Origin of the sequence: Asanoa sp. NPDC049573 (assembly GCF_040676615.1) — a bacterium.
Taxonomy (GTDB): Bacteria; Actinomycetota; Actinomycetes; order Mycobacteriales; family Micromonosporaceae; genus Asanoa.
Window position 1 is genome coordinate 1 of sequence record NZ_JBFAPI010000003.1, and the last position, 26,582, is coordinate 26,582.

Consider the following 26,582-nt stretch of genomic DNA (forward strand, 5'->3'; position numbering starts at 1 on the left):
CAGCCGGCGTCCCCGGCCCGTCGCGCGATCGCGGCGTGGCGGCCCGTCGCGCGATGGCGGCGTGGCGGCCCGTCGCGCGATGGCGGCGTGGCGGCCCGTCGCGCGATGGCGGCGTGGCGGCCCGTCGCGCGATGGCGGCGTGGCGGCCTGTCGCGCGTCCGGCCCGTCGCGCGATGGCGGCCTTGTCACCCGCCGCTGGGCACCCCGGTGCGAGCCGCCCCGCGCACGAGTCGGCCGCCCAGTTGGTTCAGCCGCCCGGGTCGTCGAGCGGGACGACGGCGCTCAGCCCGGTCAGGGTGAGCAGGGCGACCAGGCGCTCGTCGGCACCCTCGACGCTGACCTCGCAGCCGTGCCGGCGGGCGGTCAGGCAGAGCCGGGCCAGTGCCTCGACGGTCAGCATGTCGGGGCAGGCGACGGCCCGCACGCAGACCACGACCCGGGTCCGGCAGGGCAGCGCGGCCAGCCGCTCGCAGAGACCGATGATCTCGCCGCGCCGGATGGTCGGGCCGAGCGTCAGCACGCATCGGCCGATCGACGGCTGCATGCGCACCTCCGGCGGGGACGACGCCCTGCCCCACGAGACCGCCGTCACCTTCAGACATCATCGCGGTTGCGCCTGGTGAAGTGTGCGGCGGGTGGCCAGCAGGGCCGCAGCGAGCGCCAGCGCGGCGCACACCACGACCACCGCGCCGACCGCCGGCCAGGGCACCACGAGGCGCACGTCGACGCCGGTCTGGCCGGCCAGCGCGGCCCGGATGCCGAGCAGGGCGGGCAGCGCGACCAGCCCGCCGACCACGGTGCCGAAGAGCACCACCAGCCCGGTCTCCGCGCCGACCATCCGCAGGATCTGCCGGTTGGTCGCCCCGGACAGGCGCAGGACCCGGAAGTCGCGGCGGCGGTCACCGGTGGCCATCACCAGCGTGTTGGCCACCGCGATGCTCGTATAGCCCACCGACATCCCGACCATCACCAGCACGAACAGCCACACCAGCTGGTCCTCGTCGTCGTCCGACGAGTAGGCCAGCGGGTCCTGGGCCAGCGCGCCCAAGGCGGCCACGGCCGCCGGCGGCGCGCCGCGCACGTACGCGGTCAGCGTCAGCGCCGACGGGTCGTGCGCCCGCACCAGGTCGCGGGGCAGCAGTATCGGCGTGGTCAGCGTGCCCGGCTCGACCGACGCCGCGACCTTCAGCGGCACCACGACGCCGTCGGCGAAGGTCAGGCGCAGCGTCTCGCCCGCCCGCCAGCGCGGATCGGCCACCACCACCGTGCCGGCGGTCAGGGCCGAGGCGTCGCCGCGCACCGGCACCGCGCCGGGCACCACCCCGAGCGCGTCCACCGGCAGCTTCCCGTCCACGAAGACCGATGTGGACAGTCCGGACAGGACCTCGCCGGGGATCGCCGCCACGGTGGCGTCGGAGAGGCCGGGTGTGCCCTCGGCGGTGACCACCGTGTCGACGCCGAGCGCGCGGGCGTCCTCCCCGCCGAACGCCGGCGACATCGTCTTGACCATGCCGAGGATCAGCATCGCGAAGCCCACGGTCAGCACGATGGGCCCGGCGGTCGCGGCGGTCCGGCGCACCGCCGCGCCGGCGCTCTCCCGCACCACCTCGCCCGTCGCCGAGCGGCGCAGCGGCCGCGTCAACGCCCGCAGGGCCGGCGGGATCAGCACCGGAGCCCACAGCGTGATGCCCACGATCAGCGTCAACGCCGAAAAGATGGCCGTGGTCAGCGCCGAGCCGTCGTCGACCGCCGGGGTGAGCACCGCCAGCGCCAGCCCGGCCACCCCGAACAGGCCGCCGAAGACCCACCTCGACAGCGTCATCGCGCGCCGGTCGACGGCGGCTTCGCGCAGTGCCTGCATGGGCCGGATCCTGGCCGCCCGACGAGCCGCCGCCCAGGCACCCACGACCGCGACCGCGACGCCGGTCAGCACCGCCGGCCCGACCGAGAGCAGCGACGGGCTCGGCGCGAAACCGGCCGGTTCGAGGTCGGCCCGCACCAGCAGGTCACCTAACCAGGGTGCGGCGAGCACGCCGAGCAGCGCACCGGTCGCGGCCGAGACCACCCCGACCACGAGCGCCTCGCCGAGCAGCAGCCGCCGGGTCTGCCCGGGCGTCGCGCCGATCGCCCGCAGCAGCGCCAACTCGCGCCGCCGCTGGTAGGCGTTGAGGGCCGCCGTCGACGCCATCACGAAGACGGTGGCGAACGCCGCGAGCAGCACCATCACGGTGATCAGCTGGGTGCCCAGCCAGCGTGTGCGGCTGACCGCCTCGGGCTCCAGCGCGGTGCGCGCGTGCCCGGCCAGCACGGTGCCGGCGCCACCGATCCGCGCCCGCGCCGCCGCTGCGACCGCGTCCGGAGAAGCACCGGGCGCGAGGACCAGGCCGATCGCCTGTACGCCGGGCGCCAGCGTCGCCGCGTCCGCGTCGGCCACGTAGATGCCGGGGCCGTTCACCGTGCCGGTCACCCGCCGCTCCCGCGGCCCGGTCGCGGTCAGCACTGTCGCGGTCGAGCCGGGCGCGATGCCGTAGCCCGCGTCCAGCACCACCTCGCCGGTCGCGGCCGGTGCCGTGCCGGCCACCAGCCGGTAGGGCGCCAGCGCAGCCGTCGACCAGCCGTGCCCGATCGGGTCACCGGCCGGCGGGTCGCCGACCGGCCGGCCGGCCTGCACGAGTTGGGCGTAGAACGAGCGGTCCGGCACCGCGTCGGCCACCCCCGGCACGCCCCGCAGCGCGCCGGCCAACTCCTCGGCGCGCGCCGACGGCCAGGGCACGTACTCGACGTAGGAGTCGGCGTCTTCGGCGCCGGCCGGCGCCTGCACGACCACCGCCGCGCCGGCCAGCCGGTCGGGCACCTGGGGCCGGGCGGAGACGAACACCACCAGGGAGGCGGTCAGCACCCCGACGCCGAGCGTCAGAGCCACGAACGAGCCGACGAAACCCGTCCACCGGTCGCGGACGGTCGACCACGCGAGCATCACGCCTCCAGCCGGGCCATGCGGGCCGCCACGTCGGCGGCGAATCCGGTGTCGCCGGCCCGCCCGGGACCGGTCAGCTCGTCGACCAGGTGGCCGTCGGCGAGGAACAGGACGCGGTCGGCGTACGCGGCGGCGAGCGGGTCGTGGGTGACCATGACGACCGTCTGGCCGTGCTCATGCACGGCGCCCCGGAGCAAACCGAGCACCTGGTGCGACGAGCGCAGGTCGAGCGCGCCGGTCGGCTCGTCGGCGAACACCACCGCCGGCCGGGTGACCAGCGCGCGGGCGATCGCGACGCGCTGCTGCTGCCCACCGGACAGCTCGCTCGGCCGGTGCCCGCCCCGGTCGGCCAGCCCGACCGACGCCAGCGCCGCGGCGACGTCGGCCGGTGCCGGGCGGCGGCCGGCCAGCCGCAGCGGCAACGCCACGTTCTGCGCCGCGGTGAGCGCCGAGACCAGGTTGAACTCCTGGAAGACGAAGCCGATCAGCTCCCGCCGCAGGGTGGTCAGCCGGTGTTCGGAGAGCCCGGCGAGGTCGGTGCCGCCCACCGAGACCGTGCCGTGGGTGGGGCGGTCCAGGCCGGCGGCGCAGTGCAGCAGAGTCGACTTGCCCGAGCCGGAGGGGCCCATCACCGCCGTGAAACTGCCGCCGCGGAAGCCGACGGACACCCCGTCGAGGGCGGTCACCGCCGCGTCGCCGGTGCCGTACGTGCGCCGGACAGACCGCAGCGTGACCGCCTCGGCCTGATGCACACCAGTCGTGATCGTCATGCCTGTCAGCCAACCGGTGGCCGGCCCCCGGCACATGGGCGCGAAGGCGACAACCGGGGGTATACCTGGGACTACCGTCGGCCGCCGCACCGCCGGGTACGGTCGGCTGGTGACCGCGCGGACCGCCTTCCAGGCCGTGAGCGAACGCCCACTGGGCTTCCTCGCGTCGTCCTGGCCGTGGCGGTCGATCGCCTACCTGATCTCCGGCGTGCTGCTCGGCGCGGTGACCGCCGGCGTGCTGATCGGCCTGCTGCTGGCCGGTGCGCTGCTCGCCCTCGCGGTGGTCGGCCTGGCCGCGTTCCTGGCCGTGGCGCTCTCCGGCGTCGCGGTCGGCCGGTTCGAGCGGTGGCGGCTGCGGCTGATCGACCCGGACCCGCTGCCCGACCCGCACCGCCGCCCGGAGCGCAAGGGCCGGGTGGCCTGGGTGCGCACCCGGCTGCGGGAGCCCGCCACCTGGCGCGAGCTGGGCTACACCGTGGTCTCGCTGGGCGCGCTGTGGTGGATCGACGCGCTGATGCTCGGCCTCGTGCTCGGCATTCCGGTCTCGCTGATGGCCACCCCGCTCTTCCAGGAGCAGAGCGAGATCGTCCCGGGGTTCCTCTTCGTCTTCGCCGGGCTCGCGCTGCTGCCGTTCGCCGCCTACCCGGTGACCGTCTGGGCGGCGGCCCGGGCGGCATTGGCCCGGGCCATCCTCGCGCCCCGCGACGCCGAACTCGGCGCGCAACTGGTCGAGGTCGCCCGCTCCCGGGCCCGGCTGGTCGACGCGTTCGACGTCGAGCGCCGCCGGATCGAGCGTGACCTGCACGACGGTGCGCAGCAGCGGCTGGTCGCGCTGAGCATGGCGATCGGGCTCGCCCGGCTGGAAGTGCCCGACGACTCGATGGCGGCCAAGCACCTCATGGCCGCCCAGGACGAGGCCGAGCGGGCGCATGCCGAGTTGCGGGAGCTGATCCGGGGCGTACACCCGCAGGTGTTGACCGATCGTGGCCTGCCGGCGTCGGTGACCGACCTGGCCGACCGGTCGCCGGTGCCGGTCGCCGTCGACGTCGAGCTGCCCCGCCGGCTGCCGGCACCGGTCGAGGTGACCGCGCACTTCGTGGTCAGCGAGGCGCTGACCAACGTGGCCCGGCACAGCGGCGCGACCGCCGCGACGGTGCACGCCCGGTTGCACGTCGACACCCTGCTGATTGAGGTGCGCGACGACGGGGTGGGCGGTGCCGACCTGGCCGGCGGTACGGGCCTGGCCGGGCTGGCCGACCGGGTCGCCGCAGCCGGCGGGCGGCTGCTGCTCTCCAGCCCGCCGGGCGGGCCGACCCTGGTCCGGGCGGAGCTGCCATGCTCCGGATAGTCGTCGCCGAAGACGCGGTGCTGCTCCGCGAGGGACTGGTCGGCATCGTCGAGCGGTTCGGCCATCAGGTCACCGCCGCGGTCGGCGATGCCGCGGCGCTGACCGCGGCCGTCGCCCACGACCGGCCCGACGTGGTGCTGACCGACGTGCGGATGCCGCCCGGCTTCACCGACGAGGGGTTGCGGGCGGCGGTCGCGCTGCGGGCCGGCCACCCGGGGCTGCCGGTGCTGGTCCTCAGCCAATACGTCCAGCCGACGTACGCCGCCGAACTGCTCGACAGCGGCGGCGGCCGTGGCGTCGGCTATCTGCTCAAGCACCGGGTGGGCCGGGTCGAGGAGTTCATGGACGCGCTGGTGCGGGTCGCGGCCGGCGGCGCGGCGGTCGACCCGGAGGTGGTCGCCCAGCTGCTGGGCCGGCGGCGTGACCCGCTGACCCGGCTGACGCCGCGGGAGCGGGAGGTGCTCGGGCTGATCGCCGAGGGCCGCTCGAACGCGGCTATCGCGCGGGCCCTGGTCGTCTCCGAGGCGGCGGTGGCCAAGCACATCGCCAGCATCCTGCTCAAGCTCGACCTGCCGCCGGCCGCCGACGACCACCGCCGGGTGCTGGCCGTGCTGGCCTACCTCAGGGGATAGCCCGCACTTCGAAGACGACGGCGTTTTCCGGGCGCAACGCCGGCACCTGGAGGCCGACCGTCCGGAGGGCGCGGCCGGTGGTGGTGACGCCCGCGGCCTCGGCTCCCCAGCAGCGGCTCACCTCGTAGCGGCGGTCGGCGACGAGGCCGGGCAGCCTGATCCGGCGGGGCTGGAGGTCGGCCGGGTTGTCGAGCTGCGCGTAGACGAAGACCGCGGCTTCCTCGCCGACCACGCCGTAGACGTCGCCGTGCACGGGCCGCCCGTTGTGCAGCGTGCCGCGGAGTCGCTTGTAGAGCGCGGCCCACTCGGTGAGCAGGTCGAGTTCGCCGTCGGTGCAGGTGCTGATATCCCACTCGATGCCGGCGTGACCGACCAGCGCGGTCGCGCACCGGAAGGCCAGACCGGCGCTGCGGCCGGTGGTGTGCGCCGGGCTCGGGCCGACGTGGCTGCCCATCAGCTCGGGCGGCAGCAACAGCCCGGTCCAGCGCTGGATCTGCTGCCGGTCGAGGGCGTCGTTGGAGTCGGATGTCCACACCCGGTCGGTGCGGGCCAGGATGCCGAGGTCGATCCGGCCGCCGCCGGACGCGCACGACTCGATCTCCAGGCCGGGGTGAGCCTCGCGGAGCCGGTCGAGCAGCCGGTAGACCGCCGCGGTCTGCCGGTGCACGCCGGCCGCACCGTCGTGGGCCGCCTCCAGCAGGTCGCGGTTGTGGTCCCACTTCAGATAGTCGAGGCGGTATTCGGTGACGAGCGCGTCGATCCGCGCGAACAGGTGGTCGGCGACCTCCGGCCGGCCCACGTCGAGCACCTGCTGGTGCCGCCAGGGCCGGGGCAACCGGCCCGGGCTGGCCAGCATCCACTCCGGGTGGGCGCGGGCCAGGTCGGAGTCGGGGTTGACCATCTCCGGCTCGAACCAGAGGCCGAACCGCATGCCGCGGGCGTGCACATGGTCGACCAGCGGGTGCAGTCCCCGCGGCCAGACCGCCGGGTCGACGACCCAGTCGCCGAGCCCGGCGGTGTCGTCGCGGCGGCCCGGGAACCAGCCGTCGTCGAGCACGAACCGCTCCACGCCGACGCGGGCGGCCAGGTCGGCGAGCGCGGTGAGCCGGTCGAGGTCGTGGTCGAAGTAGACGGCTTCCCAGACGTTGAGGGTCAGCGGGCGCGGGCTGCGCGGGTGGCTCGGGCGGTCGCGGACCATCCGGTGCAACCGGGCGCTCAGGTCGTCGAGCCCGCGGTCGGACCAGGCGAAGTAGCCGACGGGCGTCGTGTAGCTCTCGCTGGGCGCGAGCCGCACCTCACCGGGGTCGAGCAACTCGCCACCGCCCAACACAGCAGTGGCGCCGGCGACCCGCTCCGCGTATTCCTCGTGCCCGCCGCTCCATCCGATGTGGACGGCCCAGACCTCGCCGGCGTCGAAGCCGAACCCGTCGGTGCCGGCGATGAGCAGCGGTGTCGCGTCGTGCCCGGTGCGGCCGCGGCGGCTCTCCCGGGCGTGGGTGCCGTGGCCGAGTGGCCGGCGCTGCGGTTGCCGCTCCAGGCCCCAGCGCCCGGCGAAGTCGAGCACCTCGGTGGCCCGGTCTGGCAGCGGCAACAGCGTCCGCAGCGCGGCGACGGCGTACTCGCCGGCGCCGGTGTTGGTCAGTGTGTGCCGCACCTGGAGCACGCCGTGCGGGTCGAGCCGGATCTCGGCGCGCAGCCGCACGCCGGCCGTCTCGTCGACCGCCTCGGCGACGACCTCGCGGTCGGTCACCCGCACCGCGCCGGTCCGCGCGAGCCGCAGGTGGGGCCAGCGCCCGGCCCGGTCGCCGGTGACTCCCGGTCGGCCGGCCCAGCCGTCCCATTGGGTCGGCAGCAACGGCACGCTGCCCACCGGCTGGATCGGCCCGTCGACGGCGGAGGCGAGATCGCCGCCCGCGGCCGTCACGAGCGCGATGAGGTCGGCGGCGTCGAGCGGCCCGGGATCGGCGCCCCAGTGCACGACGCGGGGCAGCCCGGGGCCGGAGACATCGAGGATCACGGCCGCGCCCGCGGCGGCCAGCACGACGGGCTCGGTCATCGGAACAGCGTACGGTGCGGTCGCGGGTCTTTGTAGGTCGTGTTCCCGGCTCGGCTCGGGACGACCGGCTCGGCACGGCCTATGGCGTGGCGGTGGCCTTGGCGGCGGCCTGGTCGGCCTCGGGCGGGATCGGCGAAGGCGCGTCGGTGGTGGTGACCGCGGTGTCGGTCGGGGTGCCTTGGGCGCGGGCCAGGGCCAGGAACGGCAGGGCGAAGGCGGAGATGACGCCGCTGACGGCGTAGGACGCGGGGTAGCTCCAGACGTCGGCGACCCGGCCCAGGACGGGCTGGGCGACCACGCCGCCGGTCGAGCTCATCAGCGAGTCGAACGAGAGGATCGTGGCCCGCTGGCGCGACGGGATCAGGCCGTTGAGGAACGCCTGTCGGATCGGCATCGTCGCCGCGCTGAGCAGGCCCCAGACCACGATCAGCGCCAGCACCAGCCAGAAGTTGGCGACCAGGCCCATCAGCAGGATCACGGCGACGCTGATCACCCCGGCCGCGATCAGGGCCGAGGTGCGGCGCCGGAACAGCGACCGGACCCGGGTGGTCAGGAATCCGCCGGCGATCTGCGAGCCGGCCAGGATCGCGGCGACCAGGCCGGCGACGCCGTAGGCGTGCGGGTCGCCGTAGAGGTCGAGCAGGTAGGGCTGCAGCGCGTAGAAGATGTAGACCCCTACGCCGCCGACGAACGGGGCCGCGAGCATCAGGTAGCGGACGGTCGGGACGCGCAGGCCGTAGTCGACCGAGTCGGTGACGATGCGGCGGATCTCGGTGAGCGGACGGCCGGCCCGGTCGGGGGTGAAGCCGATGTCGCGCATCACGAGTGCGGCGACCGCGAACATCACCGCCAGCACCCCGGCCCGCACCACGAACGGCACGCCGAGGTTGGTCAGCTGGGCCAGGTAGCCGCCGCCGGCCGAGCCGGCCAGCATCGCCGCGCCGGAGAACACCTGGGCCCGGCCGAAGACCGCGTCGAGTTGGCCGTCGAAGCCGGTCGCGGTCAGCGCGTCGACCAGCCAGGCCTCGGTGGCGCCGGAGAAGAAGGTGAAGCCGAGCCCGAGCAGCGCGGAGACGACCGCCCACTGCCAGAACGGCGCCTCCAGGTGCCAGAGCAGCACGTAGAGCGCGGTGGTGACGGCCAGCGTGAGCGTGCCGAGCAGGAACGAGGCCCGCCGCCCGCGCAGGTCGGCGACGATGCCGGTGGGCACCTCGAAGAGCACCATGCCGGCGGTGAAGAACGCGTTGGCGGCGAACGCCTCCAGGTTGTTGAGCCCCGCGTCGAGCAGGAAGATCGTGTTGATGCCCCAGATCAGTGACGCGGCGAGCGTGTTGCCGACGGTGAGGACGTAGTAGATCCGCTTGATCGAGGCCGGTGTCGCGGTCATGCCGGCGGCCGCTCCGCGCGGACCAGCGTGTCGATCGCGTCGCGCTGGCCGGCCACCGGGCGGCGGACCCGCTCGGCCCGGCCCACTCGCAGGCCGCCGAGCGCCGCGACGATGCCGTCGACCGACCAGAGCCGATCGAGGTCTTGCGGGCCGCCGGTGCCCTCGGTGAGGTTGGTCTGGTCGTGGCCGACCAGCAGCAGCGTGCCGCCCGGCGCGACCGCGGCCGCCGCCCGGGCCAGCACCGGCTCCCACAGCGCCGGCGGCACGTGGAGGTAGGCGATCAGCACCAGGTCGGCCGCGGGCGGCCGGTAGTCGGCGAGGTCGGCGTGCACCCACTCGACGCCGAGCCCGCGCGCCTCGGCGATCGCCCGGCCCTTGTCGAGCGCGACGGCGGAGAAGTCGACCGCGGTCACCCGCCAGCCCAGGCTGGCCAGCCAGAGCGCGTTGCGGCCCTCACCCGCCGCCAGGTCGACGGCCGTGCCCGGTGGCAGGTCGGCCAACTCGGCGGCGACGAACTGGTTGGGGTCGGCGCTCCAGACCAGGCCGGCCTCGGCATATCTGCGGTCCCACGAATCGGCGTCCATCGCCGCTAAAGCTATCCCGCGGGTCCGACAATAAGACAATGATCAGACGTCGGGTGGTCGTGTCCGGTCGGGTGCAGGGCGTCTTCTTCCGCGACACCTGCCGGCGCGAGGCGATGGCGACCGGCGTCACCGGCTGGGTCCGCAACCTCGCCGACGGCACCGTCGAAGCGGCCTTCGAGGGGCCGCCGGGCGCCGTCGAGCGCATGGTGAAATGGACTCGCGAAGGGCCGCCCGACGCGGTGGTCTACGACACCTCGGTGACCGACGAGCCGCCGGAAGGCGACGACACGTTCACCGTGCTGCCGACGCCCCGCTGACGAAGGGATCGACATGGGTGTGCTCGACCAGTTCCGGCTCGACGGGAAGGTCGCCATCGTCACCGGCGCCTCGAGTGGCCTGGGCCTGGCCACCGCGGTCGGGCTCGCCGAGGCGGGCGCGGAGGTGGTCGCGGCCGGCCGCCGCGCCGACCGGCTGGCCCAGACGGTCGCCCTGGTGGAGCAGGCCGGCGGCAAGGCGCACGCGGTGCCCACCGACGTGTCCGATCCCGGTGCCTGCCGCGCGCTGGCCGCCGCCGCGGTCGACCGCTTCGGCCGGCTCGACATCCTGGTCAACAACGCCGGCATCGGCACGGCCGTGCCGGCCTCCCGGGAGACGCCCGAGGAATACCGCGCGGTGCTCGACATCAACCTGATGGGCGCCTACTGGATGGCCCAGGCGGCCGCGAAACACATGACCGACGGTGGCTCGATCATCAACATCTCCAGCGTGCTCGGTCTGGTCTCGGCCGGCATGCCGCAGGCCGCCTACTCCAGCGCCAAGGCCGGCCTGCTCGGCCTGACCCGCGACCTGGCCGCCCAGTGGACCGGGCGCAAGGGGATCCGGGTCAACGCGATCGCGCCCGGCTTCTTCCCGTCGGAGATGACCGACCAGTACCCCGACGGCTACTACGAGCAGCGGATCGCCCAGGTGCCCGCCGGCCGCGCCGGCGACCCGATGGAGTTCGCCGCCACGGTCGTCTTCCTCGCCTCTCGTGGCGCCGGCTACATCACCGGCGCCACGATCGTGGTCGATGGCGGCGGCACTATCGTGTGACGCTCAACCGCCGCCGGAACACCCAGTAGGTCCAGCCCTGGTAGAGCAGCACCAGCGGGAGGAACACCCCGGCCACCACGGTCATGACCTTCAACGGGTACGGGCTGGCAGCGGCGTTGGCGACCGTCAGCGTGCCGGCCGGGTCGGTGGTCGACGGCAGCACAGCGGGGTAGAGCGCGGTGAACAGCGCGATCACGGTGAGCCCGATCGCGGCTGCGGTGCCGGCGAAGGCCCACCCTTCCCGGCGCCGCCGGTTGGCGACCAGCGCGGCGACGGCGGCGACGGCCGCGCCGATGCCGAGCGCCACGGCCACCGGGTCCCGCCGCACGTCGCCGAGCATCCAGGCCAGGAAGCCGAGCAGCAGCGCGACGGCCACCGGACCGAACCGCGCCGCGAGCGCGTTGGCCCGGTCGCGCACCTCGCCGGTCGTCTTGAGCGCCACGAACACGGCGCCGTGCAGCACGAAGACCGCGCCGAAGGCGGCCGCGCCGAGCAGGGCGAACGGGTTGAGCAGGTCGACCAGGCCGCCGGCGTAGTCGTGGTCGGCGGCCAGCGGCACCCCGCGCACGATGTTGGCGAAGACCAGGCCCCAGAGCAACGCCGGCAGCACCGAGCCGACCAGGATGGCCAGGTCCCATCGGCCCCGCCAGGCCCGGTCGGCGCGCTTGCCGCGGAACTCGATGGCCACGCCGCGCACGATCAGCGCCAGCAGGATCAGCAGCATCGGCAGGTAGAAACCGGAGAAGACGGTGGCGTACCAGTGCGGGAAAGCCGCGAACATGGCGCCGGCCCCGGTGATCAGCCAGACCTCGTTGCCGTCCCAGACCGGGCCGATGGTGCCCAGCAGCAGGCGCCGCTCCGCGTCGTCGCGGCCGAACGTGCGCATCAGCACGCCGACCCCGAAGTCGAAACCCTCCAGCACGAAGTAGCCGACGAACAGGAAGGCGATCGCGCCGAACCAGAAGGTGGTCAGGTCCACTGTGGTCTCCCGTCTAGTAGGCGCCGGCGAGGGCGGGCACGTCTTCGTCGCCGGCGGACTCGTCGGGTTCGGGCTCGTCCGGCGGCAGTCCGGCCCGCGCGTAGCGGAACAGCAGCCGGCCTTCGATCACCGCGAGCAGCGCGTAGATCAGCGTGAAGGCCAGGAACGAGGTGAGCACCTCGGTCAGCGAGACGCTGCGGGAAACCCCGTTGCGGGTGAGCAACTCGCCGAAGACGATCCAGGGCTGCCGGCCCATCTCGGTGAACAGCCAGCCGGCGGTGCTCGCCCCGAGCGGCAGCAGCGGCAGCACCAGGCCGGCGCGGACCAGCCAGCGGTTGCTGGGCGTCCGTCCGCGCCGCTGTGACCAGAGCACCAGCAGCGCGATGGCGCCGGCCGCGATGCCGAGGCCGACCATCACCCGGAAGCTCCAGTAGGTGACCGGCACGATCGGCGCGTAGTTGCCCGGGCCGTACTGCGCCGCGTATTGCGTCTGCAGGTCGTCGATGCCCTGCACCGAGGCGGTCGGGTTGCCGGTGGCCAGGAACGAGAGCAGGTAGGGCAGCTTGATGGCGAAGACCTCGCGGCTGCCGTCGAGGGTGCCGATGGTGAACGCGGAGAACGACGCCGGCGCCTCGGTGCGGTAGAGCGCCTCCGCCGCCGCCATCTTCATCGGCTGCACCTCGGTCATGATCTTGCCCTGGATGTCGCCGGTGAACACGATCGCCGCGGTCGCGACGAGGGTGACCCAGGCGCCGAACCGCAGCGCGAACCGGTGCTCGGCGGTGTCCTGGCCGGGCCGGCGGGCGACATGCCAGATGGAGACCGCGACCAGCAGCGCGCCGGCCACCATGAATGCGGCGGCGAGCGTGTGCGGGAAGGTGATCAGCGCGACCTTGTTGGTCAGCACGGCCCAGATGTCGGTGAGTTCGGGCCGCCCGGTGTCGGGGTTCATCCGGTAGCCGACCGGGTTCTGCATCCACGAGTTCGCGGCCAGGATGAAGAACATCGACAGCACGCTGCCGAGCGCGGCGGTCCAGATGGTGGCCAGGTGGATCCGCCTCGGCAACTTCTTCCAGCCGAAGATCCACAGGCCGAGGAACGTCGACTCCAGGAAGAACGCGAGCAGCGCCTCCATCGCCAGCGGCGCGCCGAAGACGTCGCCGACGTAGCGCGAGTAGTCGCTCCAGTTCATGCCGAACTGGAACTCCTGCACGATGCCGGTGACCACGCCCATCGCGAAGTTGATCAGGAACAGCTTCCCGTAGAAGTGGGTCAGCCGCAGGTAACGCGGGTTGCCGGTGCGATGCCAGAGCGTCTGGAACGTCGCCACCAGCGGGCCGAGCCCGATGGTCAGCGGCACGAAGAGGAAGTGGTAGACGGTGGTGACACCGAACTGCCACCGGGCGACGTCGAGCGCGTCCATGCGAACCCCCATTTACTACGGCCAGTAGTAATACTACGGGGCGTCGTAGACGGCGCAGTTGTCGGATGTATCACTCCGCGCCAGCGGATAAACCCCACGGGCCACCGGCCCGATGGCCGTTGACATCGGATGTATCGATTACTATCGTCGCCTCGTGCCGGATGGCGTTCCGTCGATCGATCTCGTCGCCGGCCAGTGGGACGGTCCGCGCGACCGCTGGCTGGCCGCTTTCACGCCGGGCAACGACACCTTCTCCGGGCACCTGCCGGCGCTCGTCGAGGCGCCGGACCCGCTCGCCCGGAGCTATTACCTGGCCGCCTGGCAGGCGGTCCGCGGCGATGCCGGCCCGCGCGCCGCCGCGCTGCTCGACCCGGTGCGCACCCGGGCCCGCCTGCTCGCCGCGCTGGCCAGCGCCGCCGGTTCGTTCCGTGCGGTCGAGTCCTACCTGGTGGTAACCGGCGATCTCGACCTGCTGGCCGAGAAGGCCGGCGGCGCCACCGTGCTCGACCACCTGCGGGCGCTGGCCGCGATCCCGGCCGGCAGCGCACCGGTCGCGGTCGACGCCGCGCGGGTCGGCCGGGCCCGGGCCCTGGCCGCGCTGCTGCGCCGGCTGGGCGAGGCCGACGGCGCCGCGGCGGTCGAACTCGCCGCCGCCGACCGGGCCCGCGACGTGCTCGGCCGATATGCGGGCGGCGGCCGTTGGCACGCGCCGTCGCGCCGGGCGGGCGATACACCCGATGACTGGGCCGGCGCGTTCGTCGCGGTCGCCGGCGAGATGCCCGAGTTCCTCGACCTGCGCCAGCGCACCGAACTGGTCGAGTTCGCCGTCCGGCACCTCGGCGAGGAGTCGCGCGGCGCCGTCGCGTACCCCCTGTGCCGCTTGGGTCGCACCGATCTGGCGGCGGACCTGCTCGCCGGTGCGGAGCGCCCCGGCCCGGCCGACCTGGAGGCGATCCTGGCCGGGCTGTTCGGGATCCGCGCCGATTTCGCAGGCTGGGAGGCCGGCACCCGCCGGGTCAGGCAGCGCGGTCTCGGCCGGTTGGAGAACCTGCCCGCGACTCTGACATAGGATGAATCACAGCTCAGCACCCTCCCGTCCGGGCAACATCGGTGGTTATTCTCCTCACACCTCCGATGTATGGGATGGCTCGATGCCCCACTTTGTCTCGCTGGACACCTACGACGTGCGTTTCCCGACCTCGCTGCAACTCGACGGGTCGGACGCGATGAATCCCGACCCCGACTACTCCACGGCCTACGTGGTGCTGCGCACCGATGCGCCGGGCGCGCCGGAAGGGCACGGGTTCGCGTTCACGATCGGGCGCGGCAACGAGGTGCAGACCGCCGGCATCGCCGCGCTGCGCCCCTACCTGGTCGGGCGCGACGTCGACGAGGTGCTGGGCGACCTCGGCGGGTTCTGGCGCGAGTTGGTGCACGACTCGCAACTGCGCTGGCTGGGCCCCGAGAAGGGCGTCATGCACATGGCCATCTCGGCCGTGGTCAACGCGCTCTGGGACCTGCGGGCCAAGCGGGCCGGGCTGCCGCTCTGGCGGTTGCTGGCCGGCCTGACCCCGGAGCAGTTGGTCGACCTGGTGGACTTTCGCTACCTGACCGACGCGCTGACCCCCGACGAGGCGCTGGAGATCCTTCGGACGGCCGAGAAGGGCCGCGCGGAGCGGATCGAGACGCTGCTGGCCGGCGGCTACCCGGCCTATACGACCACGCCGGGCTGGCTCGGCTACGACGACGCCAAGCTGCGCCGGCTCTGCCGGGAGGCGGTCGACGCGGGCTTCACCCAGATCAAGCTGAAGGTGGGCGCGGACCTGGGCGACGACCGGCGCCGGCTGCGGATCGCCCGCGAGGTGTGCGGCCCGGCCTTCCGGATCGCGGTCGACGCCAACCAGCGCTGGGACGTCAGCGAAGCGATCGAATGGGTGTCGGCGCTCGCGGAGTTCGACCCGTGGTGGGTCGAGGAGCCGACCAGCCCCGACGACCTGGTCGGGCACGCGGCCATCGCCCGGGGCATCGCGCCGGTGCCCGTGGCCACCGGCGAGCACGTGCAGAACCGGGTGATGTTCAAGCAGTTGCTGCAGTTGGACGCGGTGTCCTATGTGCAGCTCGACGCGACCCGGGTGGCCGGCGTCAACGAGAACATCGCGATCCTGCTGCTGGCGGCCAAGTTCGGCAAGCCGGTCTGCCCGCACGCGGGCGGGGTGGGGCTGTGCGAGCTGGTGCGGCACCTGTCGATGTTCGACTTCGTCGCGGTGTCCGGGACGATGGACGACCGGGTCATCGAGTTCGCCGATCACCTCCACGAGCACTTCGTCGACCCGGCTGTCGTACGCGACGGCCGTTACGTGGCGCCACTGGCGCCGGGGTTCAGCGCCACCATGCGGCCGGAGACGCTCTCCGACTACGCGTACCCTGATGGCCCGATCTGGAGCGGGAGACAGTGATGGGTGAGTTCGACGGTTTGGCGGCCGTGGTCACCGGCGGCGGATCGGGCATCGGCCTGGCCACCGCACGCTTCCTGGCCGCCCGCGGTGCCAAGGTGGCGTGCTTCGACCTCACGGTCGACGGGCTCGACCCCGGCCTGCACGGCGTGGTCGGCGACGTGACCGACGACGCCGCGGTGCGGGCCGGCATCGAGAGCGTGGCCGAGCGACTCGGCGGCATCGACATCGTGGTCAACAACGCCGGCGTCGGCGCGGCCGGCACGGTGGCCGACAACTCCGACGCCGACTGGCACCGGGTGCTCGACGTCAACGTGGTCGGCATGGTCCGGGTCAGCCGGGCGGCGCTGCCCTACCTGCGCGCGTCCGCGCACGCCGCGATCGTCAACACCTGCTCGATCGCCGCGACCGCCGGCCTGCCCAACCGCGCGCTCTACAGCGCGAGCAAGGGCGCGGTGCTCTCGCTGACCCTGGCGATGGCCGCCGACCACCTGCGCGAGGGGATCCGGGTCAACTGCGTGACGCCGGGCACCGCCGACACCCCCTGGGTGCGCCGGCTGCTCTCGGCGGCCGACGACCCCGACGCCGAACTGGCGGCGCTCAAGGCCCGCCAGCCCAGCGGGCGGCTGGTCTCCGCCGACGAGGTGGCCGCCGCGATCGGCTTCCTGGCCAGCCCGCTGGCCAGCGCCACCACCGGCACGGCGCTCGACGTCGACGGTGGCGTGCACGGCCTGCGACTGCGGCCGCTGTCGTGACCGCCTCGCTGGCGCTGGGCTGCGCCTCGATCGGCAACCTCTACCACCCGATCGACGACGATCGCGCGGCGGCGACCGTCGACGCCGCGTGGGACGCCGGGATCCGCTACTTCGACACCGCGCCGCACTACGGCCTGGGGCTCTCCGAGCGCCGGCTGGGTGCGGCGCTCGCCGGACGGCCGCGGGCCGACTACACCGTCAGCACCAAGGTCGGCCGGCTGCTCGAGCCGGTCCCGGGCGGCGGCGACCGGCTCGACGACGGCGGCTTCGTGGTGCCGGCTACCCACCGGCGGGTCTGGGACTTCAGCCGCGACGGGGTGCGCCGCAGCCTCGACGAGAGCCTCGACCGGCTCGGACTGGACCGGGTCGACCTCGTGCTACTGCACGACGCCGAAGACCACGCCGACCAGGCGATCGACGAGGGCTACCCGGCGCTGGGCGAGTTGCGCGACCAGGGCGTCATCGGCGCGATCGGCACCGGCTCCAAGGACACCGCGTACCTGGCCCGGTTCACCGCCGAGTGCGCGCCGGACGCGATCATCATCGCCGGCCGTTACACGCTGCTGGAGCAAGCCGCGCTCGACGCGATCCTGCCGGCCTGCGCGGCGGCCGGCACCGCCGTGCTCAACGCGGGCGTCTTCAACAGCGGGCTGCTGGCCGCCGAACGCCCGCACGCCGGCCTGCCCTACGAGTACGGCCGGGCGCCCGCCCCGGTGGTGGCGCGGGCCGCCGCCATCGCCGACGTGTGCGCCGCGCACGGCACCACGCTGCCGGCCGCCGCGCTGGCGTTCGCCGCTAGCCACCCGCTCGTCCGCTCCGTCATCGTCGGCGCCGACTCGCCCGAGCAGGTGCGGCAGAACGCCGCGCTGTTCGGCACGCCGCCACCGGCCGCGCTGTGGCCAGCGCTGGTCGAGGCCGGCCTGCTCGACCCACGGGCGGCGGTCGCATGATCGTCGACGCGCACCACCACCTCTGGGCGGTCGGCCCCGGCTACACCTGGCTCGACGAGCCTGCTCTGGCGCCGATCCGGCGTACCTTCACGCCCGAGATGCTCACCGCCGAACTCGCCGCCGCCGGGGTGGAGCGCTCGGTGCTGGTCGAGGGCGGCCGCTGCGACACGGCGGAGGCGGCGGTGCTGCTCGGGCACGCCGCCGCGACGCCCGCGATCGCCGGGGTGGTGGCCTGGGCCGATCCGGCCGCGGCAGACCTCCCGGCGACCCTCGCCGGCTACCGCGCATTGCCCGGCGGCGACCGGCTGGTCGGGATCCGGGCCCAGGTCCAGGGCGAGGAGCAGAACTATCTGGACCGCGCCGACGTACGCCGAGGGCTGGCCACGATCGGCGCCGCCGGTCTGGCTTTCGACCTGGTCGTCCGGGTCGACCAGCTTCCGTCGGCGGCCCGGGTCGCCGCCGCGCTGCCTTCCGTCAGCTTTGTCCTCGACCACCTGGGCAAGCCCCGGATCAGCGCCGGGGGTTTCGCCGACTGGCAGGCGGCGATCGCACCGCTGGCCGCCTGCCCGAACGCGACCGCGAAGCTGTCCGGCCTGGTCACCGAGGCCGATTGGGCGGCCTGGAGCGTCGATGACCTGCGGCCCTATCTGGCCGAGGCGGTCGCGCTGTTCGGGCCCGACCGGCTGATGCTCGGCTCCGACTGGCCGGTCTGCCTGCTCGCCGGCAGTTACGGCGGGGTGCGCGCGGCCATGCTCGACGGCTTGCCCGTCCTGCCGGCGACCGAACGGGCAGCCATCCTGGGCGACACGGCGACCCGCGTCTACCGGCTTTCCGCGTAGATTTCATCGCGGAGGGTGAGCGGATGGCACTGACCGACGAGGCGATCGACAAGATCAAGGGCATGATCATGTCCGGCGAGCTGGGCCCGGGCGCCCGGCTGCCCAAGGAGGCCGACCTCGCCGAGCGGCTGGGCCTGTCGCGCAACTCGCTGCGCGAGGCGGTGCGCGCGCTCTCGATGATCAGAGTGCTCGACGTGCGCCAGGGCGACGGCACCTACGTCACCAGCCTCGAGCCCAACCTGCTGCTCGACGCGCTCAGCTTCATCGTCGACTTCCACCGCGACGACACCGTCCTCCAGTTCTTCGAGGTGCGCCGGATCCTCGAGCCGGCCGCCGCGGCGCTGGCCGCCGAGCGGATGCTCGACGACGACATCGACAAGCTCCAACTCGTGCTCGACGACCTGGGCGACGACCCGACGATCGAGGCGCTGGTCGCCAACGACATCGAGTTCCACCGGCAGATCGCGGTCGGCGCCGACAACGCGGTGCTCGCCTCCCTGGTCGAAGGGCTCTCCGGGCCGACCATGCGGGCCCGCATCTGGCGCGGTCTCACCCAGGAGGGCGCCGCGGCCCGCACCCGCGAGCAGCACCAGGCGATCGTCGACGCGATCTCCACGCGGCAGCCCGACCTGGCCCGCTCCTGGGCGACCGTGCACATCGCCGGCGTCGAGGAGTGGCTGCGGCGCGTGCTCTGAAATCCGGTTGCCCGCGCTGATAGTTTCGGCGTATGGGCAGTCTGTGCATCCGGATCCGCATCGCCTAGCGGCGAGCTGATCCGAAACTCCCTTCCTCAGCTCCGCCGCGTCCGGTCTCCCGCCGGTGTGGCGTTTCGCGCTGCCCGGCTCCGAATCCGATCCCGCGGAGCACGCACATGTCTCGCCAATTCGGCGGTCGCCACGAGCTGGGCCAGAACTTTCTTGTCGACCAGTCGGTCATCGCCGACATCGGGCGGATCGTCGCCGCCACCGAGGGGCCGATCCTGGAGATCGGGCCCGGCGACGGCGCGCTGACCCGGCCGCTCAGCCGGCTCGGCCGGCCGATCACCGCCGTCGAAATCGACCCGCGCCGGGCCAAACGCCTGGCCGAGCAGACGCCCGGGCACGTCACGGTGGTCAACGAAGACGTGCTGTTCCACCGCGTCGGCGGCCGGCCCGGCGTGGTGGTCGGCAACGTGCCGTTCCACATCACCACCAGCACGCTGCGCTGGCTGCTGGCCGCGCCGCACTGGCAGGCGGCCGTCCTGCTCGTGCAGTGGGAGGTGGCCCGGCGGCGGGCGGGCATCGGCGGCGCCAGCCTGCTCACCGCCCGGGTCTGGCCCTGGTTCGAGTTCGAGGTCCACTCCCGAGTGTCCAAGCGCGCGTTCCGCCCGGTGCCGACCGTCGACGGCGGGCTGCTGGTGGTGCGCCGCCGGCCCACGCCGCTGGTCGCCGAGCGCGACGCCTACCAGCGGTTCGTGCGGGCGGTGTTCACCGGCCGCGGCTACGGCCTGCGGGAGATCCTGACCCGATCGGCGGGCGTGCCGGCACCGGTCGCGCGCGAGTGGCTGCGCACGCACGGGGTGCCCGCCAACGCCCTGCCGCGTGACCTCACTGCGGAGCAGTGGGCGGCGCTGTGGCGATCAGTTCGGCACCCGCGACGTATGCCATCGCCTTGACGAACGTTGCCGAACGGGTCAAAGTAGGTCAGCATTAGTCCTACTTGATAGGGCATGATATGTGTCGTGACCGACACGCCAGGGCGACTTCTCCGGCTGTTATCGCTGCTCCAGACCCCGCGCGAGTGGCCGGGCAGCGAGCTCGCCGAGCGTCTCGGGGTCAGCCAGCGCACCGTGCGGCGCGACATCGAGCGGCTGCGCGAGCTGGGCTACCCCGTCGAGGCGACGATGGGCGCGGGCGGCGGCTACCGCCTCTCCGCCGGCGCGGCCATGCCGCCGCTGCTCCTCGACGACGAAGAGGCCGTGGCCATCGCCGTCGGGCTGCGCACCACCGCGCGGCAGCCGGTCGCCGGCATCGCCGACGCCTCGGTGCGCGCGCTGGCCAAGCTCCAGCAGGTGTTGCCGGCCCGGTTGCGGCAACGGGTCGGCGTGCTGACCACCGCGACCGCGCCGACCGAGGCCGCACTGGTCGACCCCGAGCAGCTCACCGCGCTGGCGGGCGCCGCGGCGGGCAACGAGCGGGTCAACTTCGACTATCGCGACCAGGACGGCAGCGCCACGCAGCGGCTGGTCGAGCCGCACCGCCTGGTGGTCACCAACCGCCGCTGGTATCTGGTCGCCTACGACAACGAGCGGCACGACTGGCGCACGTTCCGCGTCGACCGGATCGACAACACCAAGTCAACGGGGGTACGCGTGCCGGCGCGCGACCTGCCCAGCGACGACGCCGCCGCGTTCGTCACCAGCCAACTGCACGACCTGGCGCCGGTCTACGCGGCGGTGGCGACGCTGCACCTCCCCGCCGCCCAGGCGGCCAGCCGGCTCGGTGACCACGCCGGCGTCCTGGAACCGCTCGCCGGCGGGGCCTGCCGCTGGACCAGCCCGGCCGACACGGTCGACTGGCTGGCGTTCCGGCTGGCCACGCTCGGCTGCGACTTCACCGTGCACGAGCCGGCCGAGCTGATCGACCACCTGCGGCGGGTCGGTGCCCGGATCGCCCGCGCGACGGCCGGCTAGAATTTTCGATCATGACGGCGTGGGACGTGGCGATCGTCGGTGGTGGCCCGGCCGGCCTTTCCGCCGCCTATGAGGCTGCCCGGGCGGGTGCCCGCACGCTCGTCGTGGAGAGGGCGGTGCATCCGCGCTACAAGACCTGTGGCGGCGGCCTGATCGGCACCACCATCCGGCAGGTCGAGGGTCGCATCGAGATCCCGGCCGCCGACCACACCGCCACGATGGTCGTCACCCTCGACGGGCGGCGCGAGTTCGTGCGCACCGACGAAGACGGGCCCGTGCTGGCCATGGTGCGGCGCAGCGAGTTCGACGACCGGCTCCGCGCCGCGGCGGTCGACGCCGGCGCCGAGGTGCGCCAGGGTGTCGGGGTGCGGGGGATCGAGCAGGCCCCCGACGGCTGCCGCCTGCGGCTGGCCGACGGCACCGAGGTGCGCGCGGCGACCGTGGTCGGCACCGACGGCTCGTCCGGCGTCACCGCGCGGCACGTCGGCGTGCTCTACAGCCAGGTCGACCTCGGCCTCGAGGTGGAGCTGCCGGTGCCGGTCGCGCTCCGTCCACAGTGGCGCGGCAGGGTGCTGCTCGACTGGGGCCCGATTCCCGGCTCCTACGGCTGGGTCTTCCCCAAGGACGACGTGCTGACCGTCGGCGTCATCGCGGCGCGCGGCAGCGGCGAGCGGACCCGCGAATACCTGCGGTCGTTCGTCCGCCGGCTCGGGCTCGACGGCATCACCCCGATCGAAGACTCCGGCCACCTCACCCGGGTACGCGCGCCGGAGTCCCCGCTGCGCCGCGACCGGGTGATCGTCGCCGGCGACGCCGCCGGCCTGCTGGAGCCGTGGACCCGCGAGGGGATCAGCTTCGCCACCCGGTCCGGCGCGATCGCCGGGCGGCACGCCGCCAAGGACGACCTCGGCGGCTACCCGGCCGCGATCGATGCGGCGCTTGGTGCCGAAATGCGGGCCGGGCGGCGGTTGATGGCGACTTTTACCAAGCGCCCCTGGGCGTTCCACGCGGTCTTGGCGAGCCCGCCCGGTTGGCGTATGTTCCGGCGGTGGTGCCGTGGCGAGACCACCTTCGACGCTCTCATCGAGAAGCTACCGGTGAAGGTCGCGCTGGCCCTGCTCAGTTGACGTGCCGCCGCATCCGGAGGTGACCGTGGAGCCCGACTGGTCGGCGTTGCGCAACCACATCAGGGGCGAGGTGCTGCTGCCCGCTGATGCCGGCTACGAGGCGGCCCGCAAGCCGGCGATCGCCCGCTTCCACCACGTGCGGCCGCAGGCCGTCGTCCGGTGCGCGGCCGACGCCGACGTGGCGGTCACGATCGCGTTCGCCCGCTCGGTCGGCCTGCCGGTCGCGATCCGCGGCGGCGGGCATTCGTTCGAGGGCACCTCGTCGACCGAGGGCGTCGTGGTCGACCTGAGCCGGATCGACGGAGTGTCCTTCCTGGACGGCAACGGGTCCGACTCCGGTGTCCGCCTCGTGCGGGTGGGCGCCGGCGCCCGGCTGGGCACGGTCTACGACGCGCTGGCCCCGGCGGGCGTGACGATCCCGGCCGGTTGCGGCCCAGCGGTCGGCATCGCCGGGCTGACCCTCGGCGGCGGGCTCGGCGTGCTCGGCCGGGCCCACGGCCTGGCCTGCGACGCGCTGCGCGCGGCCCGGGTGGTGCTCGCCGACGGCCGCATCGTCGACTGCGACGACGAGCTCGAGCCGGAGCTGTTCTGGGCACTGCGCGGCGGCGGCAACGGCACGATCGGCGTGGTCACCTCGCTGGTCTTCGCGTCGGTGCCGGCGCCGGCGATGACCTCGTTCCACTTCACCTGGGAGCCCGAGCACCTGCCGGCCGTGCTCGCGGCCTGGCAGACCTGGGCGCCGTCGGCACCCGACACGATGGCGGCCAGCCTGGTCGTCTCGACCGCGGCCGACCCGGCGCTGATGCCGGTGACCAGTTTCTTCGGCGCGGCACACGGCACCGAGGCGGCCGACGTCGCGCTGCTCGAAGAGTTCGTCGACCGGGTCGGGGAGCCGGCCGCGACCCAGACCCACCAGCGCGGCCCGCACCGCGACACCAAGCGGCTGCTGGCCGAGTTGGACGTGCACGGCGTGCCGCCCCGGGCGGACGCCCACGCGCACAGCCGTTCGGAGTTCTTCGCCCAACCGCTCGACGGCGACACGTTGACGGGGCTGATCGCGCTGCTGACCACCGACCGCCGGGCCGGCGAGGAGCGCGAACTCGACTTCACGCCGTGGGCCGGTGCCTACAACCGGGTGGCGCCGACCGCGACCGCGTTCCCGCACCGCCGCGAGCGCTTCCTGCTCAAGCAGGCGGTGGCGGTCGACGCCGACGCCGGGGCCGACGAACGGATCGCGGCGCGCGACTGGCTCGACCGCTCGTGGCAGCTGACCCACCCGTTCGGCACCGGCGGGGTCTACCCGAACTTTCCGGACCCGTCGCTCGACAACCCGGCGCGCGCCTATTTCGGCGCCAACGCCGACCGGCTGCGCGAGGCCGTCCGGGCCTACGACCCGGACGGCGTCTTCGCGGCCGGCCTATTTGGCGCCGAGGTCGGTTAGCGCCTGGTCGGCGCCGCGGTGCAACTGGACCGGGTCGGTCTGGCGCGCGGTGTCGAGGCTGATCTCCTTGGCGGCCGCGTTGGCCTGTTCGAGTTGGGGCTTGCGGTCGAAGAGGGCCTTGGTCAGCGCGCAGGCCACGTTGGCGTCCAGGTCTTCCTTCACCAGCAGCAGGTTGGGCACCACGATGGTCTTCGCGTCGGCCGGCAGCGCGTAGGTGGCAGCCGGGATGGCGCCGGCTTCGTACGCCGGACTGATCTTGTTCATCTCGGGCAGCAACGGGCTGATGTCGACGAAGCTCACCTGGTCTTTGGCCGTGGTGAACAGGTCGGTGATGCCCGGGGTGGGCAGACCGCCCGACCAGAAGAGCGCGTCGATCGAGCCGTCCTTCATGCCGTCGACGGTCTTCTGCAGGTCGAGCCGCTGCGCCTTGACGTCTTTGGCGGGGTCGAGGCCGGCCGACTGCAGCAGCCGGTTGGCGATCACCTCGGTGCCCGAGCGCGGTGAGCCGGTGGAGACCGCTTTGCCCCGCATGTCGGCGACGCTGGTGATGCCCGCGTCCTTGCGGGCGATCACCTGGGTGTAGTTGGTGTAGATCCGGGCGAGCGCCCGCACCGGCTGCGGCTGGGTGAAGCTACCTTTGCCCTGCACCGCGTCGGCGGCGGTGTCGGCCAGCGAGAAGGCGAGCTGGTAGGTGCCGCTGACCAGTTGCTGGATGTTCTGCACGGAGGCACCGGTCTCGGCGGCCGTCCCCTTGATCTTCCCGTTGGTGGCATCGGAGAGCTGTGCGGCGTAGGCGTTGCCGAGCGCGAAGTAGACCCCGGTCGAGTTGCCGGTCGCGATCCCGATCCGGGTGTCGCTGGTGACCTCGCAGCTGACATCGCCCCCGGTATCGGTGCCGGCGACGTCCTGCCGCCCACCACACCCGCCAAGGCCAACCGCAAGCCCGACGACGAGAGCGGCGGTCCAAACCCTTTTAGATCGTCTCATGTGGACTCCTTCTCCGTGGATGAGGGCGCGGACGTTTCGGCCGTCGCCCGGTCGGTGGGGCTTGCGGTAGGCCCGCCCGACGAACCGCGGCGTTGCCAGCGGATCAGGGTCGCGGTGACCACGAGAAGAGCCGCGGCGATCGCGATGGTGACCGGGTCCAGGTAGAGGAGCAACAGACCGGCCAGGGCGGCCAGGACGCGGGGAACGGCGGTGGCTCGGCCGACGCCCAGCAGCCAGCCGCCGGTGGCGACGGCCAGGGCGGCGACGGCCGCGCAGGCCGCCACGGTGGCCCAGACGATGCCCAGCCAGGGGCCGCGGGCCAGGAGGTATTCGCCGGGGTCGGTCAGGACGAACGCGATCGGCACCAGGAAGGCGGGCAGGGCGTATTTGAGGGCCTGCCACATCGTGGCCACCGTGCGGCCGCCGGTGATGGCGGCCGCGCCCACCGCGGCCAGTGCCGTGGGTGGGGTGACCTCCGAGAGGACCGAGTAGTAGAAGACGAACATCGCGGCGGCCGGGGCCGAGACGTCCAGGGCCAGCAACGCCGGGCCGATGATGACCCAGCCGATGATGAACGACGCGGTGACCGGGACCGCGAGGCCGAGCAGGGACAGGGCCACCGCCGCGAAGACCACCGTCAGCGCCAGCACCGCGGTGCGGTTGTCGGCCAGCGCGTCGGCGGTGCGGACCAGCAACGACGCCAGTTGGGCCCCCAGGCCGGTCTTGGTGGTGGTCGCGGTGATGATGCCGGCCGCCGCGCAGACCGCGGCCACCGGCAGCACCCCGCGGACGCCGGCCGCCAGTGCCTCGAACAGGCGGCGGGGAGTCAGCCTGGCCTGGCGGTCCAGGAACGAGAGCAGGAAGGCCAGGCCGGTCGCGTAGACGACCGCGCGGGTCGCGGTGACACCGACCGCGAGCAGCACGACGATCGCCACCAGCGACGAGAAGTGGTAGCCGAACCGAGCCAGCAGCCGCCGGACCGAGGGGACGTCCAGGTCGACCGCGCGGACGCGGAAGCGGCGGGCGTCGATCTCGACGGCGAGCAGGATGCCCAGGTAGTAGAGGACCGTGGGGATCATCGCCCAGCCGAGGACGACCAGATAGGAGACGTCGAGGTATTCGGCGACGATGAACGCGGCCGCGCCCAGGGTGGGCGGCGACAGGATCGCGCCCACGCCGGCCGCCGCGAGCATGCCGCCCGCCTGTTCCGGGGGATAGCCCGCGCGGCGCAGGATCGGCCAGGTCACCGCGCCGACGCTGACCGCGGTGGCGGTGCCCGAACCGGATACGGTGCCGAGCAGGAAGCCGGACGCCACGGTCGTGCGGCCGGCGGCGCTGCGGGAACGCCGGAACGCGGCCACCGACAGGTCGACGAAGAACCGGCCCGCGCCGGAAAGGTCGAGCACCGCGCCGTAGATGGTGAAAAGCACCACATAGGACGCCGCGACGTCGAGGGGTGTGCCGTAGAAGCCGCTGCCGGAGTTGTAGAGCGCGTCGACGATCTGGTCGAAGTCGAGCCCGGCGTGCGCGATGGACCAGTTCTGTGGCAGCAGGCCCCCGTAGTAGCCGTATGCCAGAAACAGCAGGCACACCACGGGCAACACCCAACCGGTCGTACGCCGGCAGGCCTCGACCACCAGCACCAGCAGCACGGCGCCCATCGCGATGTCGGCGGGTTCGAGCAGACCCTGCCGGTCGAGAAAGGCGTTGTAGCCGGAGAGCACCGGGTAGAGGCAGACCACGACGGTGAGCGCGGCCAACACCCAGTCGACCGCCGTGGGCCGGTCGGCGCCGCGCCGCCACCTGGCCGGCATCGGGATGCCGCTGCGGTAGGCCAGGAAGACCAGCGGCAGCGTGCCGGCCAGGAAGATGATCAGGTAGTACTGGCTGCCCTGCGGCAACGGCCGGAAGACCTGCACCAGCACGAGTACGGCGACGGCGAACGCCACGATCGCGACGCCCCAGCCGATCCGCCCGGAGAGCGCCCGTGCGGGCCGCTCCTCGTCGTCGAAGGCCGGCACATCGACGATCTCATCCACAGTGGACGCAATCGGCGCCCGGTTGATCGGCGGGTGTGCATCCGACATGTCCGGACCTTACTACCGCATCGA

24 protein-coding genes are annotated in these 26,582 nt (G+C 73.5%); 14 read left to right on the forward strand and 10 right to left on the reverse strand.

Annotated elements, in window-relative coordinates; genetic code table 11:
• Nucleotides 1-247: 247 nt before the first annotated feature.
• The 3 genes from AB0J74_RS06845 to AB0J74_RS06855 are packed head-to-tail and all read right to left on the reverse strand — an operon-like array spanning nt 248 to nt 3,747.
• The gene (locus tag AB0J74_RS06845; protein ID WP_363445502.1) at nt 248-544 is read right to left on the reverse strand and encodes a hypothetical protein; all 297 of its coding nucleotides are present in this window, start codon (nt 542-544) and stop codon (nt 248-250) included.
• Between the two features lie 57 nt (nt 545-601).
• Entirely contained in the window at nt 602-2,977 is a 2,376-nt protein-coding gene (locus tag AB0J74_RS06850) for an FtsX-like permease family protein (RefSeq protein WP_363445504.1), read from the reverse strand.
• On the reverse strand, nt 2,977-3,747 hold the full coding sequence (locus tag AB0J74_RS06855) for an ABC transporter ATP-binding protein (protein WP_363445506.1): 771 nt from the start codon (nt 3,745-3,747) through the stop codon (nt 2,977-2,979). Before AB0J74_RS06855 ends, AB0J74_RS06850 begins: the two co-directional genes overlap by 1 nt.
• 109 nt (nt 3,748-3,856) lie before the next feature.
• On the opposite strand from AB0J74_RS06855, the gene AB0J74_RS06860 reads away from it, so the two are divergent.
• Entirely contained in the window at nt 3,857-5,095 is a 1,239-nt protein-coding gene (locus tag AB0J74_RS06860) for a sensor domain-containing protein (protein ID WP_363445508.1), read from the forward strand.
• The gene (locus AB0J74_RS06865; protein WP_363445510.1) at nt 5,083-5,727 is read left to right on the forward strand and encodes a response regulator transcription factor; all 645 of its coding nucleotides are present in this window, start codon (nt 5,083-5,085) and stop codon (nt 5,725-5,727) included. Before AB0J74_RS06860 ends, AB0J74_RS06865 begins: the two co-directional genes overlap by 13 nt.
• Here AB0J74_RS06865 and AB0J74_RS06870 read toward each other — a convergent pair.
• The 3 genes from AB0J74_RS06870 to AB0J74_RS06880 all read right to left on the reverse strand — a co-directional run bounded on the left by AB0J74_RS06870 (nt 5,717) and on the right by AB0J74_RS06880 (nt 9,754).
• Complete coding sequence (locus AB0J74_RS06870; protein ID WP_363445512.1) at nt 5,717-7,783, reverse strand: alpha-galactosidase; 2,067 nt, start codon at nt 7,781-7,783, stop codon at nt 5,717-5,719. The genes AB0J74_RS06865 and AB0J74_RS06870 overlap by 11 nt on opposite strands.
• Nucleotides 7,784-7,862: 79 nt before the next feature.
• Nucleotides 7,863-9,170 (reverse strand): MFS transporter, encoded by a 1,308-nt coding sequence (locus AB0J74_RS06875; protein ID WP_363445514.1) that lies wholly within the window; start codon nt 9,168-9,170, stop codon nt 7,863-7,865.
• A complete protein-coding gene (locus tag AB0J74_RS06880; RefSeq protein WP_363445515.1) occupies nt 9,167-9,754 on the reverse strand; it encodes a class I SAM-dependent methyltransferase in 588 nt (195 codons plus the stop codon). Before AB0J74_RS06880 ends, AB0J74_RS06875 begins: the two co-directional genes overlap by 4 nt.
• 38 nt (nt 9,755-9,792) lie before the next feature.
• Here AB0J74_RS06880 and AB0J74_RS06885 point away from each other — a divergent pair, with 38 nt between their 5' ends.
• Both AB0J74_RS06885 and AB0J74_RS06890 read left to right on the forward strand, forming a co-directional pair.
• Nucleotides 9,793-10,071 (forward strand): acylphosphatase, encoded by a 279-nt coding sequence (locus AB0J74_RS06885; RefSeq protein WP_363445517.1) that lies wholly within the window; start codon nt 9,793-9,795, stop codon nt 10,069-10,071.
• 13 nt (nt 10,072-10,084) lie between these two features.
• Nucleotides 10,085-10,846: an SDR family oxidoreductase gene (locus tag AB0J74_RS06890; protein WP_363445519.1), complete on the forward strand. Its 762-nt coding sequence runs from the start codon at nt 10,085-10,087 to the stop codon at nt 10,844-10,846.
• On the opposite strand, the gene cydB is transcribed toward AB0J74_RS06890, so the two are convergent.
• Together cydB and AB0J74_RS06900 are read right to left on the reverse strand one after the other, a co-directional pair.
• Entirely contained in the window at nt 10,836-11,825 is a 990-nt protein-coding gene (gene cydB, locus AB0J74_RS06895) for a cytochrome d ubiquinol oxidase subunit II (RefSeq protein ID WP_363445521.1), read from the reverse strand. The two genes, AB0J74_RS06890 and cydB, sit on opposite strands and share 11 nt — an antisense overlap.
• Nucleotides 11,826-11,838: 13 nt before the next feature.
• On the reverse strand, nt 11,839-13,248 hold the full coding sequence (locus tag AB0J74_RS06900) for a cytochrome ubiquinol oxidase subunit I (protein ID WP_363445523.1): 1,410 nt from the start codon (nt 13,246-13,248) through the stop codon (nt 11,839-11,841).
• A gap of 154 nt (nt 13,249-13,402) precedes the next feature.
• Here AB0J74_RS06900 and AB0J74_RS06905 point away from each other — a divergent pair, with 154 nt between their 5' ends.
• The 10 genes from AB0J74_RS06905 to AB0J74_RS06950 all read left to right on the forward strand — a co-directional run bounded on the left by AB0J74_RS06905 (nt 13,403) and on the right by AB0J74_RS06950 (nt 23,484).
• The gene (locus AB0J74_RS06905; protein ID WP_363445525.1) at nt 13,403-14,317 is read left to right on the forward strand and encodes a hypothetical protein; all 915 of its coding nucleotides are present in this window, start codon (nt 13,403-13,405) and stop codon (nt 14,315-14,317) included.
• Between the two features lie 82 nt (nt 14,318-14,399).
• Nucleotides 14,400-15,704, forward strand: a complete 1,305-nt coding sequence (locus AB0J74_RS06910) for an L-fuconate dehydratase (RefSeq protein WP_363445527.1) — start codon at nt 14,400-14,402, stop codon at nt 15,702-15,704.
• Nucleotides 15,704-16,456: an SDR family oxidoreductase gene (locus AB0J74_RS06915; protein ID WP_363445529.1), complete on the forward strand. Its 753-nt coding sequence runs from the start codon at nt 15,704-15,706 to the stop codon at nt 16,454-16,456. The genes AB0J74_RS06910 and AB0J74_RS06915 overlap by 1 nt, the downstream gene beginning before the upstream one ends.
• Complete coding sequence (locus AB0J74_RS06920) at nt 16,453-17,406, forward strand: aldo/keto reductase (protein ID WP_363445531.1); 954 nt, start codon at nt 16,453-16,455, stop codon at nt 17,404-17,406. The genes AB0J74_RS06915 and AB0J74_RS06920 overlap by 4 nt, the downstream gene beginning before the upstream one ends.
• The gene (locus AB0J74_RS06925) at nt 17,403-18,245 is read left to right on the forward strand and encodes an amidohydrolase family protein (RefSeq protein WP_363445533.1); all 843 of its coding nucleotides are present in this window, start codon (nt 17,403-17,405) and stop codon (nt 18,243-18,245) included. Before AB0J74_RS06920 ends, AB0J74_RS06925 begins: the two co-directional genes overlap by 4 nt.
• A gap of 23 nt (nt 18,246-18,268) precedes the next feature.
• Nucleotides 18,269-18,940, forward strand: coding sequence for a FadR/GntR family transcriptional regulator (locus tag AB0J74_RS06930; RefSeq protein WP_363445535.1), 672 nt, complete (start codon nt 18,269-18,271; stop codon nt 18,938-18,940).
• A 176-nt stretch (nt 18,941-19,116) separates the two neighbouring features.
• On the forward strand, nt 19,117-19,899 hold the full coding sequence (gene erm, locus AB0J74_RS06935) for a 23S ribosomal RNA methyltransferase Erm (RefSeq protein ID WP_363445536.1): 783 nt from the start codon (nt 19,117-19,119) through the stop codon (nt 19,897-19,899).
• Between the two features lie 66 nt (nt 19,900-19,965).
• Nucleotides 19,966-20,916 carry a YafY family protein gene (locus tag AB0J74_RS06940; RefSeq protein ID WP_363445538.1) on the forward strand — a complete coding sequence of 317 codons (951 nt, stop codon included), beginning with the start codon at nt 19,966-19,968 and terminating at the stop codon, nt 20,914-20,916.
• Nucleotides 20,917-20,927: 11 nt separating this feature from the next.
• Nucleotides 20,928-22,043 (forward strand): geranylgeranyl reductase family protein, encoded by a 1,116-nt coding sequence (locus AB0J74_RS06945; protein WP_363445540.1) that lies wholly within the window; start codon nt 20,928-20,930, stop codon nt 22,041-22,043.
• A 19-nt stretch (nt 22,044-22,062) separates the two neighbouring features.
• The gene (locus AB0J74_RS06950; protein WP_363445542.1) at nt 22,063-23,484 is read left to right on the forward strand and encodes an FAD-binding protein; all 1,422 of its coding nucleotides are present in this window, start codon (nt 22,063-22,065) and stop codon (nt 23,482-23,484) included.
• Here AB0J74_RS06950 and AB0J74_RS06955 read toward each other — a convergent pair.
• Nucleotides 23,461-24,471 (reverse strand): TAXI family TRAP transporter solute-binding subunit, encoded by a 1,011-nt coding sequence (locus AB0J74_RS06955; protein ID WP_363445544.1) that lies wholly within the window; start codon nt 24,469-24,471, stop codon nt 23,461-23,463. The genes AB0J74_RS06950 and AB0J74_RS06955 overlap by 24 nt on opposite strands.
• On the reverse strand, nt 24,468-26,558 hold the full coding sequence (locus AB0J74_RS06960; RefSeq protein ID WP_363445546.1) for a TRAP transporter fused permease subunit: 2,091 nt from the start codon (nt 26,556-26,558) through the stop codon (nt 24,468-24,470). Before AB0J74_RS06960 ends, AB0J74_RS06955 begins: the two co-directional genes overlap by 4 nt.
• Nucleotides 26,559-26,582: the final 24 nt, after the last annotated feature.